The sequence below is a fragment of the uncultured Methanobrevibacter sp. genome, from assembly GCF_900314695.1.
Lineage (GTDB): Archaea > Methanobacteriota > Methanobacteria > Methanobacteriales > Methanobacteriaceae > Methanocatella.
The window spans coordinates 360-18,734 of record NZ_OMWD01000043.1; the positions used below are offsets into that span (position 1 = coordinate 360).

Below are 18,375 nucleotides of genomic sequence, written 5' to 3' on the forward strand. Positions count from 1 at the left end.
AATCATGTTCTTTTTTGAGCATATTTAACATGGTGTTAAAAGTGGTCATGTTGCACTTCAGCTTACTGTAACCATGGAATTTGAATAATTTATAGGTTTTTTGATAGTATTCTAAGAGTTTATTCCATGTAAATCTGGAATTACCTATATTCTGATTAATTTTAATCATCATATCCTCATCCGGATACAACCTAACCTTCAAACCCTGATTAACACATTTCATAAACACTTAAACCTCAAGAGACAATTTTAAAATTAATATAAAGTAATTTAAATAATAAATAATATATAAAGAAATAGAGAGAGCATTTGAAAACTAATATCTTCAGATGCCTTTTTGTGAAATTCATCCCCAACCTTAAAGAAAATCTAAAAACAAGAAGAAGTATCAGAAAATTTAAAGACGAACAGATTACTGACGAAGAGTTAAAAACAATTTTGGAAGCCGGAACCTATGCCCCAACAGGACAAGGTCTTCAATCACCTAAAATTGTTGTAATTCAAAATCCGGAAACCATTAAAGAATTTTCAGCATGGAACAGAAGCTATTTCCCGATAGATGTTCCAGAGGACATGGATCCGTTTTACGGAGTAAAAACATTACTGATTGTGCTGGCCGACAGTGAACGTCCAACATATGTTGAAGACGGTTCAAGCGTATTGGCAGTTCTAGTCAATGCAGCTCATGCAGTTGGCGTTGGTTCATGTTGGATTCACAGAGCACGTGAAGAATTTGCATCCGATAAAGGAAAAGAATTACTGAAAGAATGGGGAATTCCAGAAACTTATGAAGGAATAGGTCATGTAGTTTTAGGATATCCTGACATGGACGCACCGGAACCGTTGCCTAGAAAAGAAGATTATATCCACTATGTGGATTAAAAAAAAGAAAATTAAAGATGAGTTATCCACTCATCTACATTTTTTCAGGTGCAGTTACACCTAAAATATCCAAAGCGTTTTTAATAGTTGTTTTAGCCCTATCAACTAAAATTAGTCTTGTATCTTCTACATCAGAACCGATTACTTGTTCAGTCTTATAGAATTTATTAAATGAACCGGCTAAATCCTGTGAGTATTGAGTAATATTGTGAACTCTCTTTTTGTTAGCACAATCTTCAACAACCTGTGGGAATTTAGCGATTTGTCTTACAAGGTCCTGTTCTGCTTCATTAGGAGTCCAATTCTCATCAACACTTAAAGAAGAGACATCTTTACCTGATTTTGCAATCAATTTGCATGCTCTTGCATGTGCATATTGAATGGATGCGCAGCCTCTTTCAAAGCTTAAAGCTTCATCCCACTTAAAGGTCAAGTGCTTTTCAGGTGACAATTTAGCAATGAAGAATCTGACAGCTCCTATACCTATTTCCTCAGCCATTGGAGCGATTTCATCTTCGGAAAGGTCAGGATTTCTTGATTTGATTTCATCATGTGCCCTGAGTACTGCTTCATCGATTAATTCATCGACAGATACAAATTTACCTTTTCTTGTAGACATTGAACCTTCCGGAAGTGTAATGAATTCATAAAATATTACTTCAGGAGGACTTTGTCTGAATATCTCTTCAAATATTATTTTGATTTGTTTGGCAGCCAATTTATGGTCTGAACCTAAAATATCCAGTACAGTATCACCTAAAGTAGCTTTGTATTTATGATAAGCCAAATCCCTTGTAGAATAAAGTGAAGTACCATTTGATCTTCTTAAAACAAACTCTTTTTCAATATTGAAATCAGTCAAATCAATATATAAAACATCACTTTCTCTTGTAAATCCTTCTTTTTGAATATATGCAACCAAATCATCGACTTCGCCGTTTCTTATGAATTGTCCTTCCCAAACAAAGTCATCATGGACAATATTCATTCTTGAAAGGGATTCTTTCATTCCGGAAATACATTTTGAAACAACATCTTCAAAGACCTTATTTAATTCCTCATCTTCACCTTGTTCGTATTTCTGGATTAATTCATCGACTTTAGCGTTTAGTGCTTCATCCTCTTCTACGGCCTTATTGGCATCAAAGTATAATTTTCCTATTTTGTGGTCAATTTTTTCTCCTTCATAATCTTCAATCTTAAGACCACATTCTGTAATACCGCATACGATTATTGCAATTTGTCTTCCCATATCATTTACATAGTATTGGGTTATTACATCCCTTCCGGCTAATTTTAACAATCTAGCAAGGGAATCTCCAAAAATGGAATTTCTGATATGCCCTATATGTAAAGGACCGTTAGGATTAGCTGAAGTGTGTTCCAATACAATCTTTTCACCATATTCCGGAAGCTGTCCATAATTTTCATCGACCTTTTCCAATAATAACTTTGAAAATTTGGAATAGTCAATGAAAAAATTAACGTAAGGACCGAAATTTTGAACTTTAGTGAAAATTTCCGGAACCTCTATTTTTTCAACCAAATCTGCAGCAACTTCAGGAGGTGAAGTTCTTAATTTTTTAGTAAGTGCAAAAGCAATTGTACTTGCCAAGTCCCCTAAATTAGGATTAGGCGGAAATTCCAATTTAAAATTTCTATCAATTTCTACATCATATTGATCTAGTGCCTTATTAATTGCATCAATAGCTTGTTTTTCAATCTCAAAATACATTAACTCACCTTATAATAATCATAAACCCCTTAACCAAAGGGAAAGATAACCAATTTTTGGAATTACGACCAAATTGTCACCAATCGTTACAACCTTTGATTGGATTTGGTTTGGCGATACATAATACGGATCGGGAGCATTATTATTATCCCCCTTAATCAGATACATCGTACTTCCATTAACATTTACAATATCAATAACTCTATGAATTACCGGTTGATTATACCATTTTGCATCATAAACGACAACATCACCTTTCTGGATGTCATTAACATTGAACTCCTGTATACCGAGGAAACTTGCCTTTTGAACCATTACAATATCCCCCCTATAAAATGCAGGTTCCATACTTCCTGAAACAACCACATTTAAATGTTGCGCAGCAATTAAGACAATTATCAATATTACTGCATATGATGCAATCTCTTTTAAATCTACCACATTAACACCCTATTAATTTTATTTGAATGCAACTCTTAATGCATTGTCAATCGCTTGAGAAGTTTTTTCTATATCCTCCATGCTGTGAGCACTTGAAATAAAATTACATTCAAATTGGCTAGGAGGTATGAAAACACCTTCTTTCAATAATTCTCTGAAGTATACTAAAAACCTGTCACTGTCTGAGGCTTTAGCATCTTCATAGTTATAAACATCATTTTCATTGAAATAAATCTGAAACATTGAAGCCAAACCAACCGGCTGAATATTCAAATCCTTGTCTTCAACAGTCGCTCTGATTTCACTTCTGAGGAAGTTTCCTTTACTTTCCAAGTCCTTATAAAACTTGTCATCTAACTGGGACATGGTAGAAAGTCCTGCCTGAACAGAAATCGGATTTCCGGAAAATGTTCCTGCCTGATAAACCGGTCCTTGAGGTGCAATCAATTCCATTATTTCTCTTTTACCGCAGAATGCACCCATTGGAAGCCCACCACCAACAATCTTACCAAGTGTTGTCAAATCAGGAGTGACTCCATAGTATTGTTGAGCTCCACCTTTTGAAGCTCTAAAACCGGTGATTACTTCATCAAATATTAAAACAATTCCATTTTCTTCAGTTATTTTTCTTATAAACTCCAAAAATCCAGGTTTTGGTTCAATACAGCCAACATTACCCATTACAACTTCCATTATAATACAGGCAATATTTTCTCCCTCTTTTTCAATCAAATCAGTTAAAGCTTCTTCATCATTAAATGGAACAGACAAAGTATTTTTAGTAGTGTCTGCAGGTATTCCTGGAGAGTCAGGCAAGGTTGCAGCACCAGACCCGCCTTTAACTAAAACGTAATCATGTGCCCCGTGATATGCGCCTTCAAACTTAACTATTTTATCCCTTTTGGTAAAACCTCTTGCAAGCCTTATCGCACTCATTGTTGCTTCAGTTCCACTATTACAAAATCTTACCATTTCAGCAGATGGAATTCTAGAAACAACCTCTTTTGCAAGTTTGATTTCATTTTCAGTCGGTGCACCATAGGCACTTCCGACAGTCAATTGATTTGAAACTTCCCTTACGACTTTTGGATTTGCATGTCCTAAAATCAAAGGACCGTATGCCAAACAATAATCAATATAGGTTTTTTCGTCTACATCAGTTATTTTACATCCGCCAGCGCTTTTAACAAAAAACGGATATGGTTTAAAAGCACGTACAGGAGAATTTACTCCTCCGGGAAAATAATTTTTAGATTCATTGAACAGTTCTTCAGAATACATTTTATCACACTACAAATGTTGAATTAAGGAATTTACACATGCTACAGCAATAGGAGTACCGCCTTTAGGGCCTTCAACTACAATATTTGGAATATTTGAATTTTTTAAAGCTTCTTTAGAATCAGCAGCTCCCACAAAACCTACAGGAACTCCAACAATAGCTTTAAGATTCATTTCGCCTTTTTGATATAAATCCATAGCTTCAAAAACAGCAGTTGGAGCATTACCAGAAACAACAATGCCTTCGAAATCATTGGCCGCCGCATATCTCATGGCGGCTGCAGCCCTTGTGATTTGATTTTCCTTTGCAATTTTTATTACTTCCTCATTTCTGATATAACACTCAACTTCCCCATCATATCTTGTAATACCATATTTGACCATGTTTATGTCGGTTAAAATGGTTTCTTTATTTCTAAGGGAATCCATAGCTACATCTACAAAATCAGGACTAATTTTTACCAATTTTGCATATTCAGGATCAGCTGTGGAGTGAACAATCCTTTCAACAATGTCTCTTTCAGCAGGATTTAAATCTTTGACATCATCTCCAATAAGGCCACGAATAATTTCCCTACTTTTGGTAGCGATATCCATACCTTGCTTAGTTGATGCACCCATGAACATTTTGTCTGTCATAAGATAATTTTTAAATTATATATATCTTAAATATTTTGTTTTTAAAAAAAATGACATGCATTTTCAAATGCTATTAAAAAACAATGCTAAAAATTTAAATGCTTTTGGAGGTGCGAAAATTATTTTAAATTTTAAAAACAAGTCCTTGAAAAAACAGTCAATATCTATATTGCAGGAAAATCCTGCAACACACCGATTAGATATTGAAAAAAAACTTTTATATATTCAAAGTTGGAATCAGAAATCCAAAAAGGATTTTCAAACTCTATTAATATTATAATCCAAATCCTATTTAAATTTAATCATGAAGTTTATAGATTGTAGGGAGTTGTCTTTATAAGTACAACTGAACCCAAAAATAACCCGGTGAGGCTATTGAAAAACAAATCCCTATAAAATAGAAGATCCCTACAATCTAAAGGAGAATCATGGCAAGCTTCACATCAGTTTTACAAAAACCAATGTGAATACAAAAGTCAAGCACCACAAACAAATGAGGTACAAGAACATAGCAATCCAATACTTAGAAAGTACACTCACAATGACTCCCCCTATGGAATATATAAAAGTTGCCAGTAGACTTTTCATCAAAGGAAAACCTCCAAATCCAAGTCACGGCAACACCATGAAAAATCACAATATCACCTCCTGGACTTAAAGAGTTACAGTTTACACATAATTATAAAAATAAATCCATATAAACCTTTATTTTTTAAAAATATACTGCAATAATGCTTTAACAATGTAAAATTGCCTTGAAAATTTGGAAAATGATATGCGGAAAAAGAGAAAACCAAGTGATGTAGGTAATGATTAAAAGCAAAACATGATGAATTATTTAACTAGTTTAATATGCAACATATTATAATATCAACCATATTAGACATTAACAGTGAGCATTGTAACTTTTGATGTCAATTGAAAATTGGGATATATATCGAGAAGTGAAATTATCTTGAAAATTGAAAATAGAAATCGTTAATGTCTAAAAATAATAGTACATCAATTATTTTTCACTAGCTGACAAACCTGCCAGATAACCTGTCGAAAAGGCAATTTTCAGATTATAGCCACCGGTCGGACCGTGAACATCCAAAACCTCACCTGCAAAATAAAGACCAGGTGTCAATGTTGATTCCATCGTTTTCGGATTGACATACTTTAAATCAACACCACCGACAGTCACTTTAGCCAGATTATCGTTGAAACCAATGATTTTAAAAGTGAATCTTTTCAGGTTTTCAACCAATCTGTTTTTGCTTTTCTTGTTGATTCTGGATAATTGAACTTCGCCATCCAAATCAATTTCACTTAAAAAGAAGTCGATGAAACTGTTTGTCAAAAACAATTTCAGATAATTCTTAAGCATTGTCTTTCCCTTGGACTGGAAATCTGATGTGAAACTCTTAAAAAGCTCTTCACGACCATATTCTGGGCATAAATCAATAGCTATCTCCAAATCCACTTCAGGGTCATTCTCCAACAGGTTATGACTTATACCTTCAGATATCTCATTGCTTAAGTTTATAATTCCCGGACCAGTCAAACCGACATGTGAAAAGAGTACATTTCCCCTTACCCTGCTTTTCTTATAACTTATAACAACATCATTTAGAGTTATGCCGGCAATGTCTGACAAATCCTTTTCGGTAATTAACGGTGAAAGCCCATATTTGATGTCAGTCAATGGCTGTGAAGTCAAAGAGTAATTTTTTATATTGCAACCGGTCTGCGGATAGGTTACACCGCCGGTAGCGATTATAATCTTATCTGCTTTTATCTCATCATTAATAATAAAGTCTTCAGTTATCGTTTTTACTTCAAAGTTATAACTTATAACTACATTATCCAACTTTTTAATGAGACCGTCCAAGACATCACTTGACTTTTCGCTTTTTGGAAAAACACGGTTGTTATCCTCCTGGATAAATTCAAAATCAAAAAGAGAAAACAAATCTTCATTTGTAAATGTATAAAAAGAGTGTTTAAGGAAATTTTTATTGTTAAAAGAATTCAACAACTGTTTTATTGGCTTGTTGTTGGTGATATTGCATCTTCCGCCACCGGTCAGCAGGAGTTTTCGACCAAGGGACGGATTCTTTTCAAGCAATATTACACTGGAGGAATTTTGACTGGCCGCAATTGCAGCCATCATTCCAGCAGGTCCTCCACCAATAACAGCTATATCATATTCTTTCATTTTAATCAAAAAAAGAAAATTTAAGGGGTTAATCTGTGTCTGTCTCTTGGGAAGAGTACACATTCACGGATGTTTTCAGAGCCGGTTAATACCATGGTTAACCTGTCGGCACCTACACCCCAACCTGCATGAGGAGGCATACCATATTCAAATGCTTTAAGATAGCTTCCAAATCCAGCAGGGTTTAATCCTCTTTCTTCTATTTGTTTTACGAGCAAATCGTATTGATGAACACGAGTAGCACCAGAAGATAACTCTAAGTTGTTGTACATTAAATCAAAGGCATGAGAGTATTTTTCATCGCCGTCTACAGGCATGACATAGAACGGTTTGATTTCACTTGGCCATCTGGTCAAGAAGTAGAATCCACCCATTGTGTCACCTAATGCCTTTTCAGCTTCACGAGACAAGTCTTCTCCCCATTCCATTTCAACATCTTTGGAGTTTACGATATCAAGTGCTTCATCATAGGTCACAACAGGGAAATCACCAGAAGGCACTTCAAGTTCATGGCCTAAAATGTCCAATTCATCAGCACAGTTTTCATTAACATCTTTCAATACCTGAATGATCATGTCGTTTAAGATTTTCATTACATCTTCATCGTCAGCAAATGATGCTTCTGCATCAATGGAAACAGCTTCGTTCAAGTGTCTTAAGGTATCGTGCTCTTCAGCCCTGAAGATTTGACCTATTTCGAATACCTTATCCATTCCACTAGCCATCATCATCTGTTTGTATAATTGTGGAGATTGGCCAAGGAAAGCCTCTTTTTCAAAGTATGTAATTGGGAATAATTCAGTTCCTCCTTCAGTAGCTGAAGCTACAAGTTTAGGAGTGTTAATTTCATAAAATCCATTATCATAGAAGAAATCTCTGATAGTATGGAACATTTGACCTTTAATTTTGAAAATTGCTGAAACATTTTCTTTTCTGATATCCAAGAATCTTGAATCTAATCTTGTATCAATTCCAGCTTTAACTTTTTCAGTTGGATCCATTGGTAAAGGCTGGTTAGCTAAGTTTAAAATTTTAACTTCTTTTGGTAAAATTTCAACGCCGTTTGGAGCTTTAGGAGCTTCCTGAGCAGTACCTTTAATAGCTACAACTGATTCTTTTCTTAAATTTCTTAATTCTTCTAATATTTCTGCTTCTACTTTTTTACTTGGAGCTGTAATTTGAACTCTACCAGTTACATCACGTAGAATTACAAACATGATTCCACCAAAGTCACGGATTTCATGTACCCAACCCATGACGGTAATGTCACTGCCTGCAATTTCAGAAGTGCATTCATTAGCGTAATTAGTTCTTCTCCAATCTTTTAATAAACCTTGCAAATTATTCACCTCGCGGTTTTAAAAAAATCAATAATAATGATAAATTTTCATTATAATTTTAGTTTAGTTTTAATGTTTAATAAACATATGTGAAATAGGAATAGGAAAAAAACTAGCTGAAAAAAATATTTTGAATTAAAAAATGAGTTATCAGATTTTAAAAAAATAAAAAAAGAAAAAATAATAAAAAATTATTATTTAATGAATTTAGTATCGTCCAGTTGACCGGTTTTAGCATCTACAGTGATTATACCCATATCCTGATTATTATGAGTACTGTCCACAATATAGAATTCGTAAGTGTCTCCGGATTGCTCATATTTGTCAATCTCATAGCCCTTTAAATTTATTAAGTACTGTTCTACAAGCTGTTTACAGTCTTCATATGAGTATTTAGGAGTATTACTGGATGAACTTGAAGATGGATTTGATGGGCTTGAACTAGGACTAGCTACTGCACCACCGCTTGATGAACCTGAAGAAGCAGGTTGGCTAGGACTTGAAGATGCAGGGCTTGAACTAGCAGAGCTACTTTGGGATGAACTTGGAGCATTGTTGGAAGAAGAACTGTCATTCATCAATTTTGTAGATACTTCATTAGCCAAATCATCACCGGATGAAGTAGTATTTTTACCGCCAGCAGCAGAAGTTGCATTACCAGTATCAGTAATTATCACATCATCAGCATTAGAATGGTCAGCTGAATCACTTATTGAATCATTTGAATAGACACCATCTGAATCAGGTATAAATTCAATATTTACAAACTGATTAGCATGAATTTCATTAAACTGATCTATTACAGGTACAATATTAAGTTGGAAAAGATTTAAATTGAAAATATTAGTATCCACATCAGCTATAAGAAGCATTATTAAATTGAAATCCTTATCTTTAGTCATAGTTGGAGGAGCAACATTTAAAACAGGAACAGGTTTTTGAGATTTGTGATTATCACTAAATACAATATTGTTTGCTATTTGAGTAGTAAGTCCACCATCTTTAGAACTGACTGAAACTCCTTCCTGACCATTAGTTACTAATATGTTTATTGTGTCACCTTTTTTAAATGCGACTGATTGCGGAGGTTGATTTTCAACAGGTACGATTTTCGAATTTTTAGTATTTTTCAAATAATTAATCATTGAATCATTGTTTTTGAATGTGTGAATAGTGACACCATATTTACTGTCCTTATACACACCATCCCCGGTTTTAACAAAATTAGAATCTGAAGGCACTGAAATCTTAATACCATCAAATACTTCTTGTTTCATTGACTGGTCGCTGCTTAAAACATTTGCACCGACTAAACCTACGGAAATGATACCAACGATTACAATAAGAAATAAGACATGAGTATCAATTTTCATTAACTTTCACCTAAATTATATTATGTATATAACTTATGTTTTTTATGATATAAATACTAAAACAAATAAATACAATATTAACAAAAAAATGCAAAAAAAGGTGTTATGGAATATGGTTAAATGTCCAAAATGCGGAAATGAAGCTCATGACAACCCATATTGTGCCAATTGTGGTACTAAAATCGAAAAGGAGATAATTTGTCCAGAGTGCAATCAAAAACTTGATGAATCAAGTGCATTTTGTCCAAACTGTGGCACAAAACTTGAAGATTCAGGTGAAGAAGAAAATAAAGACAACGAAAATGAAGCTTCACAAGAAAAAACTGAAGATAAAGAAGAAACCGATAAAAAAGATACCGAAGACAACAAAGAAGAAAGCAAAGACGAAGCTTCACAAGAAGAAGAAACCGATAAAAAAGATACCGAAGACAACAAAGAAGAAAGCAAAGACGAAGCTTCACAAGAAGAAGAAACCGATAAAAAAGATACCGAAGATGAAAAGGAAGAGCCTAAGGAAGAAATTAAAGAAACTACTTCAAATACAGATGATGGTGAAAAAGAGTATTGCCCATTTTGCCATACTGAAATTGATGATGAAACCGATTTCTGTCCGGAATGCGGAAAATCAGTAAATATAGACAAGCAGTCAATGAGCGGAATAAAAAATACAATAAACTTCAAAAACCTAATAGTATGTTCCATAATTTCCATCATACTTTCAGTATTTATTTCATTAATCTTTTGTTACATATTCGCAGGCATGCATGGAGATTACTATCCGATAGGATTCATAATAAGCTTGATTATAACCATAGGAATATTCGGATCATTTAAAGATATAATAAATGGCGGATTACTTGGAATTGTTACAGGACTTGTATTGGGATTATTAAGCAATTACATTGTTGAGCTTTCAAGCGGGTTCACCTTCAGTTACGAAATGCTCTTCGGATACTCCGCTGTAATATTCACAATATTCGGACTGATAATGGGAATAATTGCAGTAAAAATCCTAAGAAAACCAGTGAAAAAACTTATCGATGTCGATAAAATATTATAAATAGCTAAATTTAGCTATTTTTCAAATTTTTTTTGATCTAATTTTTTAACTATTTTTGCAGGAACGCCAACGGCAACCTCGTAGTCGCCAACATCTTTTGTAACGATGGCTCCGGCTCCCACAATGGCATATTCACCTATTGTCACACCAGGAAGAATACTTGCACCGGCACCAATCCATGCTCCTTTTTTGATATGTATCGGCTTGCAAAGCAAAACCTGTCTGTCATATTCATCATGATTATTTGAGAGCAATTGAACATTTGCCGCAAGCATTACATCATCTTCAATGGTAATTCCGCCACGTGCCATTGCAAGACAGTTGGAATTGATGAAAACATTGTTTCCAATCTTCAGTCTATCCAAGGCCGCACCGGACAAAGGCGCCTGAACCATTGAGTTTTCACCAATGTTATCACCAAAAAGCTCCTTTAATACTTCTCCATATTCAGGAGTCATTGGCATTGTATGATTAAGCCGAAAAAGAATTTCATTCATTTTAAAGGCTTCTTGCAGTTCCTCTTCAGAAAGATTATCCATATCTACTCGTTCAAAATCCATCAAATCACCATATACAATATATATTACATCCAATATTTAATAATTACCATTATATCCTATTTCCAATATAAAGCTACGATTCAAGTTAAATAATGATTTTTCTATGAAATAGATAAGTATTTAATATATTAAAAACATAAAATCCGATATTAATAAAATAAAAACTTTTAAGTTGGTTATAAATCAATTTTTCAAGAAAACAGCAATATTTCACTGATAAAGCAATGGAGGCAAAATATGGAGAAAAAATCATATCACGATTTTGAACTAATTTCAAGCGAAAAGGAAATTAATAATTTCATATCCCACAATAAAAATACACTGAAAATCCTTAAGGAATTAAAACCGCTATTGAAAAAACATTTTCCCAATTGTAATTATTCATTAGAGCTTTGTGAAAAATTAGGTTGGACAACAGAAACAAAATTACTATTAAATATAGAAGTTAGTGAAAAAATGTTTTTTAATGGAATGTTAAAGCATTTTAATGAAATTTACAAAGAAATAGAACCATTAATTGAAAATATTGAAAATACAGTTGTTCTGTTCCCAGTAATAAAAAACAAAAAATTTGAAAAGATGGATAACAATTCCGCAATAAATCTAATTGCACGAACAGCATACTTCAACAATTACAATGATGGGATAATTCAACGGGAAGTGAGTTTTAGAGAAATCCCCAAATCCCAACAGGAAAAGGAAATAATTGAATATTGCAAAACTCATGAAAATCCAAATATTTCAGACATTGTCTATGACCTGCAATTGCAGCTTTTTGATGTGGATGACATATTAACAGAACTGGAAGAAAAAGGAATTGAAATGAATGTTAAATATTAGGTGATTAGATGGGGACTTATGTTAAAAAAGGAGATAAAATTAAAGGAGAAAGGATACAATGTGAAGCAAGGAAAATTAGCAATCCTGTTCCCATTCCAAAAAGTGGCCGTCACAAAACGCAACAAATAGTTATACGAAACAATGCAGAATGTGTGATTAAAAAAGAATCAAAACATAATAAATAAAAAGAAAGTTTATAAGGACATTACTTATAAACTTATTTCAATCTTGTTTTGAATGAATTTGCATGTGCAAAGAATCCTTCATATTCAGCAATCGGGACTGAAGTTTTTGATAATTCCTTAAGGCCTTCTTTTGTTAATCTTTGAACAGTCGGTTTTTTGATGAAAGCCTCTGTTGAAAGACCGGAATACATTTTGGCTCCTCCTCCGGTAGGCAAAACATGGTTTGTTCCGGATCCATAATCACCTGCTGCAACTGGGGAATATGAACCTAAAAATATTGAACCTGCATTGTTAATGTGTGATAATGTCTCGTCATCGTCTTTAGTGGATATTATTAAGTGTTCTGGAGCGTATTCATTTGTAACATAAATTGCCTCATCCATTGTGTTTGTGATAATGATTTTTCCGCTTTTGGACAATGACTCTTCAATAATTTCACGCCTTGGTGCTATTTGGGTTAATTGATTAACAAATTCATCTGTTTTAATTGCCAAATCTTTGCTATCAGTTACCAGGAAACATGAAGCGTTTGGGTCATGTTCTGCCTGTGCCAAAATATCAGTTGCTAAAAATTCAGGATTTGCACTATCATCAGCCAATATCAACACTTCTGATGGACCTGCAGGAAACTCGATATCTACTTGACCATATACCAATTTTTTTGCTGCAGTAACGAATATATTACCTGGACCTACAATTTTTTCTACTCGAGGTATTGATTCGGTACCATATGCAAGTCCTGCAATTGCCTGAGCACCACCAACTTTGTAAATCTCATCAGCACCTGCGATGTCAGCTGCAACCAGAATTGCATCTAAAATTTTTCCATCTTTTTGAGGCGGAGTCACACAGACCACTTTTTTTACGCCAGCAATTTTTGCAGGAATTACAGTCATTAATATTGATGAAGGGTAAGCCGCACGACCACCAGGAATATAACATCCAGCAGAGTTAATCGGCCTTACAATTTGACCTGCAACTATTCCAGGATTTACCTCCAATTCCCATTCAGATGGAATTTGTTTTTTATGAAATTTTTCAATATTTGATGCGGCTTGTTTCAGTGCAACAAGTAATGAATCATCTAAAGTATCATAAGCCTCTTCAATTTCATCTTTGGATACTTTCAAATTTTCTATTGTAACCCCATCAAACTTCTCGGTATATTCACGAATAGCATCATCCTTATTTAATTTAACGTTGTTTAAAATATCAGAAACTATGTCCAGTACCTTGTTTACATCTTCTTCTGATCTTTTGATTGTTTCGGTTAAATCTATTTCAGAATAATTTAGTATTTCCATTTTAACACTACCTCATAATAGCGCCTGTATCTGCTGAGTGAACTAATTTTTGATATATTGCTAACCACCCATCAACATCACTTTCTGGGTGTTCAATAGATTTTAATCTTTCTTCAATTTCTGCATCGGAAAGTTCAACATTAATGATTCTATTGTTAATGTCAATTTCAATTATATCACCGTTTTGTATTGCGGCAATTGGTCCGTCTTCTCTTGCTTCTGGAGATACATGCCCTATGCAAGGCCCTCTTGTTCCACCGGAGAATCTTCCATCAGTTATTAATCCCACATCCTTGATGTTCATTCCAGCAAGGGCAGATGTTGGATTTAACATTTCACGCATTCCAGGACCTCCTTTAGGACCCTCATATCTGATTACGACAATATCTCCCTCTTCAATTTCATGGTCAAATATAGCCTTGGTTACATCTTCTTCAGAATTATAAACTTTTGCAGGGCCTTTAAGATGCATTAGATGGTCTGCTACAGCACCTTTTTTAACGACACTACCATTTGGAGCCAAATTACCTTTCAAAATAGCAATTCCGCCATCTTCATGTACTGGACTGTCCAATGTATGAATGACATCGGTGTTTTTGTTTTCAACAGTTTCCAGGTTTTCCCTAATTGTTTTTCCGGTTACTGTCAATTGACTGGTATCGATTTTATCTCCCAAAGTCTTTAAAACAGCCTGAATACCACCGGCCAGGTGCAAGTCCATCATTGAATCTTCACCGGCAGGAGATATAAGTGTAATATGCGGAACTTCTCTTGATATCTTATCGAACAATTCCAAATCAACATCTATGCCATCAACTTCACTGGCAATGGCTGGAATATGTAATGCAGTATTGGATGATCCTCCCAAAGCCATGTCAACAGCGATGGCATTATTGAATGCCCCTTGTGTTAAAATATCTGATGGCCTGATATCGTCTTCAACAAGCTTTAAGATTTGTTTTCCGGATTCAAATGCAATCTGATTGTTTTCATCTGTTCTTGCATGGGTTGTAGCACAGGTCGGAAGGGACAAACCAAATGTTTCTGTAATACATGCCATAGTATTTGCAGTAAATAGACCGGAGCAGCTTCCAGCTCCAGGACAGGCACATTTTTCAAGTTCTTTGACTTCTTCTTCAGACATTTTACCGGCAGAATAAGCACCAACAGCTTCAAATACAGTAATCAAATCTGCAGGTTTTCCATTATATTCACCGGATGCCATCGGCCCGCCAGTAACTACAATTGAAGGTACATTTACTCTCGCAGCACCCATAATCATTCCAGGAACTACCTTATCACAGCTTGGAATCAATACAAGCCCATCAAATGCATGGCCTTTGGTCATGGACTCAACGGTTGCAGCAATTATTTCACGTGAAGGGAGGGAATATTTCATACCTTCATGATTCATACTGATTCCGTCACATACTGCCATGGTGTCAAATTCGAATGGAATACCTCCGGCAGCGATAATTCCTTCTTTTACAAACTCGACCAATTCCCTTAAATGGATATGACCTGGAACAATGTCTGTAAAACTGTTAGCAATTCCGATGAATGGCTTTTTAAAATCGTCATCATCTAAACCGCAAGCTCTTAAAAGAGATCTGTGTGGAGCTCTTTGAATTCCTTTTTTAACATTATCACTTATCATTTAATCACACAATTTAATTTAATCATTAATATTTATCTCGTTCATGACTTTTATAATATTGTAAATGAAAAAAATGTTGAATATGATTTGTGATATGTAGATTAATCATTTGAATTAATAATATGAGAATGAGAACTACAATAATTATGAAAAAACCCATTATTAAAACAATGGAATTGTAGTAAAACTATGAAATTTTTAAACGTGCATATCATTAAACATGCATTAATGTTTTCATCAAAAAATAAAAAAAGTATGGGAAAATTAATTTCCCATTGTGTTTCTAATCTTTTCTTCTTAAAGTTACACCTGCAATTGTAAGGAGCGCTAAAAGAACCATTACAATTGGATTACCTGTAGCATGCATTTTTGGAGTTTGTGAAACACCATCTGCATTATGTTCTTCTTCTGGAGTATCATTGACCATTATATCGGCTGTGTCGTTGTTATTGGAAAGGTCACTATCATAAGTATCAGATGTGACACTTGCTTTAACAATTACAATACCTCTTTTCAATGCTTCAGTGTTAAGTATAAGAGTTACCTCTTCACCCGGAGCTAAATCTCCAATAGTCCAAATTCCAGTTTCAGGATCATAAGTACCTTTAGAAGGAATGAAATCTAAAAGTCTTAATTCATCAGGTATTTCAATAAATGCATTAGTGTTAACTGCTGTGTCAGGACCGTTATTTACAACTGTGATAGTGATTTTAACTTTATCACCAACAGTTACATCAGTCCTATCAGGGTCAACAGTGATTACTAAATCCGCTTCTGGAGGAACTGTAATTGACTCATTGCAGTGATTATTTGCTTCATTAGGATCATATGTGTCTGAAGTGACATCCGCCAAATTAACTATTATCTTATTAGTAGTTGCTACTAAAGTTTTAATTTTTAAAGTTACAGACTGTCCACTTGACAAATCTCCTACATTCCAAATTCCAGTTTTATAATCATAATTATTCAATGAATCATCTGAAACATAAATTAAACCTTCAGGTAATTTATCTGTTACTACAGTGTTTATTGCAGTATCTGCACCCTTGTTAGTAACAGTTATAGTCCAAATGATGTTATCGTTTTTATGTGGGATTGTATTAGAGACTGATTTAGTTATTTCTAAGTCAGCTTCGGGCACGACAATTAATGAATCATCATTATGATTATTACTTTCATCTGGATCGTAGGTATCTGATTTAACTTTAACATTATTTACAATAGTCACATTGGAAGCGTCCACTAAAGTTTCAATCCATATTGTAGCAGTTTCTCCACTTGCAATATCTCCAATAGTCCATACACCGGTTTCAGGGTTGTATGCTCCAGTTGAATTATCTGTAATGTAAATTAAACCTTCAGGCAATATATCAGTTGCAATCGCATTAACAGCAGTATCAGGCCCATCATTAATGACTGAGATGTACCATTTTACAGTATCCTTATTATGACAATCTATTGGATTAAAGATGTCAATTATTAAATCAAAGTCATTTAATTTAATCACAAATAAATCTGCAACTGGAATAGGATTGATAGTACAGTCAACAGTTGCGTTAGTACCATGAGGACCGACAACAGTTAAATTGTTAGTCAAATCACCAATATCATCAACAAAGACTTTAACAGTTATTACAGCACTGGATTTGGCTGAAATATTTGTAATGGTCCAAGTAATAACTTGACCGTCTACAACTTCTTTAATCAAATCAGCACCATCGACTTTTAAAGTTTCATTAAATATTAAGCCAACTGGTAAACTGTCTATAACAATCAACTCATCGACATAGGCATTATTTCCAGTGTTTTTGATTGTTAGATAATATTCGACAAATTCCTTATTGTACGGTTTTGTAGTATTTACTGTTTTTTCAGGGACAGGTAAAGGAACTATTTCGACTGTTTTATTTGCATCGTTGTTAGTGTAATCCCAGTCTTTCTCATCACAAGATGCGTTAACATTATTTGTAATGTCACTTGCAGGAGTCTTAGCATAGGAATTAATCACTAAAGTTACATTTGTTCCATTAGCCAAATTAGGAATGATCCAAACACCGGTTTCATTATCATAAGTACCGCCAGTAACAGTACAGTTGATAAATTCAAACTCTTCAGGAAGCAACTCACTTAATTTGACATTTGTTGCATTGGTACCGTTGCCCGCATTGGATATGGTTATTGTCCAGACAGCAACATCATCAACAAAGTACTCATCCTTATCACTAGTAATGTTAACAGAAATATCAACAATAGGAACAGGATAAACAGTACAGTTAACCATAATTTCTTTACCATTAGGACCAACAACAGTCAGATTATTAGTCAAATTACCTAAACCGATAATTTTAACTCTAACAGTAATGACAGCACTACCTTTAGTGACATTAGTTAAAACCCAAGTAATGACCTGACCTTTTTGGTCTTCACTAAGTTTAACAGCACCATCAATGTTAACAGTCTCAAGGAATTGTAAACCAACAGGCAAACTATCAATAACAGTCAAATTATCAGCATAATCAACACTGCCAACATTAACAATAGTCAAATTATACTCAATCACGTCATGATAATAAGGAGTATCATTATTAACAGTTTTAACTGGATAAGGAAGAGGAACAATACTAACGGATTTATTTGCATCATTATTAGTGTAATTCCACTCATCTTCAGTACAATTAACATTAACAGCATTATCAATATTATTTTCAGGAGTTACAGCTTTGGAATAGACTGTAAATGTAATATTAGTACCGTTACCCATAAATGGAATAATCCAATCGTCAGTTAAATCATAAGTGTTACCGTTACTGTCAGTACAATTAATGAATTCGAAATAACCAGATGGGAATAAATCCTTCAAGGTAACATTAGTTGCATT

Annotated in this window: 17 protein-coding genes; 5 read left to right on the plus strand and 12 right to left on the minus strand. The window is 34.1% G+C overall.

Features of this window, described 5'->3' with window-relative positions; all coding sequences use genetic code 11:
• Nucleotides 1–223: helix-turn-helix domain-containing protein (locus QZN45_RS10500; protein ID WP_296812822.1), on the minus strand; the 223-nt coding region annotated here is incomplete at its 3' end.
• Nucleotides 224–339: 116 nt separating this feature from the next.
• Between QZN45_RS10500 and QZN45_RS10505 the strand changes: the two genes are divergently transcribed.
• A complete protein-coding gene (locus QZN45_RS10505; RefSeq protein ID WP_296812824.1) occupies nt 340–882 on the plus strand; it encodes a nitroreductase in 543 nt (180 codons plus the stop codon).
• Nucleotides 883–916: 34 nt separating this feature from the next.
• Here the strand turns inward: QZN45_RS10505 and argS are convergent, their stop codons facing one another.
• From argS to QZN45_RS10525, 4 genes are read right to left on the minus strand one after another with little or no spacing between them, the layout of a single operon-like run.
• Complete coding sequence (gene argS / locus QZN45_RS10510; protein ID WP_296812826.1) at nt 917–2,617, minus strand: arginine--tRNA ligase; 1,701 nt, start codon at nt 2,615–2,617, stop codon at nt 917–919.
• Between the two features lie 18 nt (nt 2,618–2,635).
• Nucleotides 2,636–3,058, minus strand: a complete 423-nt coding sequence (locus QZN45_RS10515; protein WP_296801510.1) for a signal peptidase I — start codon at nt 3,056–3,058, stop codon at nt 2,636–2,638.
• A gap of 18 nt (nt 3,059–3,076) precedes the next feature.
• Complete coding sequence (hemL, locus tag QZN45_RS10520) at nt 3,077–4,339, minus strand: glutamate-1-semialdehyde 2,1-aminomutase (RefSeq protein ID WP_292608879.1); 1,263 nt, start codon at nt 4,337–4,339, stop codon at nt 3,077–3,079.
• A 9-nt stretch (nt 4,340–4,348) separates the two neighbouring features.
• Nucleotides 4,349–4,978, minus strand: a complete 630-nt coding sequence (locus tag QZN45_RS10525) for a cobalt-precorrin-8 methylmutase (RefSeq protein ID WP_292608882.1) — start codon at nt 4,976–4,978, stop codon at nt 4,349–4,351.
• 493 nt (nt 4,979–5,471) lie between these two features.
• Between QZN45_RS10525 and QZN45_RS10530 the strand changes: the two genes are divergently transcribed.
• The gene (locus QZN45_RS10530) at nt 5,472–5,636 is read left to right on the plus strand and encodes a hypothetical protein (RefSeq protein ID WP_296801513.1); all 165 of its coding nucleotides are present in this window, start codon (nt 5,472–5,474) and stop codon (nt 5,634–5,636) included.
• Nucleotides 5,637–5,984: 348 nt separating this feature from the next.
• On the opposite strand, the gene QZN45_RS10535 is transcribed toward QZN45_RS10530, so the two are convergent.
• The 3 genes from QZN45_RS10535 to QZN45_RS10545 all read right to left on the minus strand — a co-directional run bounded on the left by QZN45_RS10535 (nt 5,985) and on the right by QZN45_RS10545 (nt 9,891).
• A complete protein-coding gene (locus QZN45_RS10535; RefSeq protein ID WP_296812828.1) occupies nt 5,985–7,178 on the minus strand; it encodes an aminoacetone oxidase family FAD-binding enzyme in 1,194 nt (397 codons plus the stop codon).
• Nucleotides 7,179–7,198: 20 nt separating this feature from the next.
• Nucleotides 7,199–8,518 (minus strand): aspartate--tRNA(Asn) ligase, encoded by a 1,320-nt coding sequence (aspS, locus tag QZN45_RS10540; RefSeq protein ID WP_296812831.1) that lies wholly within the window; start codon nt 8,516–8,518, stop codon nt 7,199–7,201.
• A gap of 194 nt (nt 8,519–8,712) precedes the next feature.
• Nucleotides 8,713–9,891, minus strand: a complete 1,179-nt coding sequence (locus tag QZN45_RS10545; protein ID WP_296812832.1) for a hypothetical protein — start codon at nt 9,889–9,891, stop codon at nt 8,713–8,715.
• Nucleotides 9,892–10,003: 112 nt separating this feature from the next.
• Between QZN45_RS10545 and QZN45_RS10550 the strand changes: the two genes are divergently transcribed.
• Nucleotides 10,004–10,951 (plus strand): zinc-ribbon domain-containing protein, encoded by a 948-nt coding sequence (locus QZN45_RS10550; protein WP_296812833.1) that lies wholly within the window; start codon nt 10,004–10,006, stop codon nt 10,949–10,951.
• 14 nt (nt 10,952–10,965) lie between these two features.
• Here QZN45_RS10550 and QZN45_RS10555 read toward each other — a convergent pair whose 3' ends face one another.
• A complete protein-coding gene (locus tag QZN45_RS10555) occupies nt 10,966–11,511 on the minus strand; it encodes a DapH/DapD/GlmU-related protein (RefSeq protein ID WP_296812834.1) in 546 nt (181 codons plus the stop codon).
• 237 nt (nt 11,512–11,748) lie between these two features.
• Between QZN45_RS10555 and QZN45_RS10560 the strand changes: the two genes are divergently transcribed.
• Nucleotides 11,749–12,351, plus strand: coding sequence for a hypothetical protein (locus QZN45_RS10560; RefSeq protein WP_296812836.1), 603 nt, complete (start codon nt 11,749–11,751; stop codon nt 12,349–12,351).
• An 8-nt stretch (nt 12,352–12,359) separates the two neighbouring features.
• Nucleotides 12,360–12,536 (plus strand): hypothetical protein, encoded by a 177-nt coding sequence (locus QZN45_RS10565; protein WP_292608907.1) that lies wholly within the window; start codon nt 12,360–12,362, stop codon nt 12,534–12,536.
• Between the two features lie 32 nt (nt 12,537–12,568).
• On the opposite strand, the gene hisD is transcribed toward QZN45_RS10565, so the two are convergent.
• The 3 genes from hisD to QZN45_RS10580 all read right to left on the minus strand — a co-directional run.
• Nucleotides 12,569–13,840, minus strand: coding sequence for a histidinol dehydrogenase (gene hisD, locus QZN45_RS10570; RefSeq protein WP_292883346.1), 1,272 nt, complete (start codon nt 13,838–13,840; stop codon nt 12,569–12,571).
• Between the two features lie 7 nt (nt 13,841–13,847).
• Nucleotides 13,848–15,497, minus strand: coding sequence for a dihydroxy-acid dehydratase (gene ilvD, locus QZN45_RS10575; RefSeq protein ID WP_296802018.1), 1,650 nt, complete (start codon nt 15,495–15,497; stop codon nt 13,848–13,850).
• Between the two features lie 283 nt (nt 15,498–15,780).
• On the minus strand, nt 15,781–18,375 hold a 2,595-nt coding region (locus tag QZN45_RS10580), incomplete at its 5' end, for a hypothetical protein (RefSeq protein ID WP_296812838.1).

Coding starts and splice junctions, on each gene's coding strand:
- argS (WP_296812826.1), bottom strand. CDS start 2,617: ATGTATTTTGAGATTGAAAAACAAGCTATTGATGCAATTAATAAGGCA.
- hemL (WP_292608879.1), bottom strand. CDS start 4,339: ATGTATTCTGAAGAACTGTTCAATGAATCTAAAAATTATTTTCCCGGA.
- QZN45_RS10525 (WP_292608882.1), bottom strand. CDS start 4,978: ATGACAGACAAAATGTTCATGGGTGCATCAACTAAGCAAGGTATGGAT.
- QZN45_RS10530 (WP_296801513.1), top strand. CDS start 5,472: ATGAGGTACAAGAACATAGCAATCCAATACTTAGAAAGTACACTCACA.
- QZN45_RS10535 (WP_296812828.1), bottom strand. CDS start 7,178: ATGAAAGAATATGATATAGCTGTTATTGGTGGAGGACCTGCTGGAATG.
- QZN45_RS10545 (WP_296812832.1), bottom strand. CDS start 9,891: ATGAAAATTGATACTCATGTCTTATTTCTTATTGTAATCGTTGGTATC.
- QZN45_RS10550 (WP_296812833.1), top strand. CDS start 10,004: ATGGTTAAATGTCCAAAATGCGGAAATGAAGCTCATGACAACCCATAT.
- QZN45_RS10555 (WP_296812834.1), bottom strand. CDS start 11,511: ATGGATTTTGAACGAGTAGATATGGATAATCTTTCTGAAGAGGAACTG.
- QZN45_RS10560 (WP_296812836.1), top strand. CDS start 11,749: ATGGAGAAAAAATCATATCACGATTTTGAACTAATTTCAAGCGAAAAG.
- QZN45_RS10565 (WP_292608907.1), top strand. CDS start 12,360: ATGGGGACTTATGTTAAAAAAGGAGATAAAATTAAAGGAGAAAGGATA.
- hisD (WP_292883346.1), bottom strand. CDS start 13,840: ATGGAAATACTAAATTATTCTGAAATAGATTTAACCGAAACAATCAAA.
- ilvD (WP_296802018.1), bottom strand. CDS start 15,497: ATGATAAGTGATAATGTTAAAAAAGGAATTCAAAGAGCTCCACACAGA.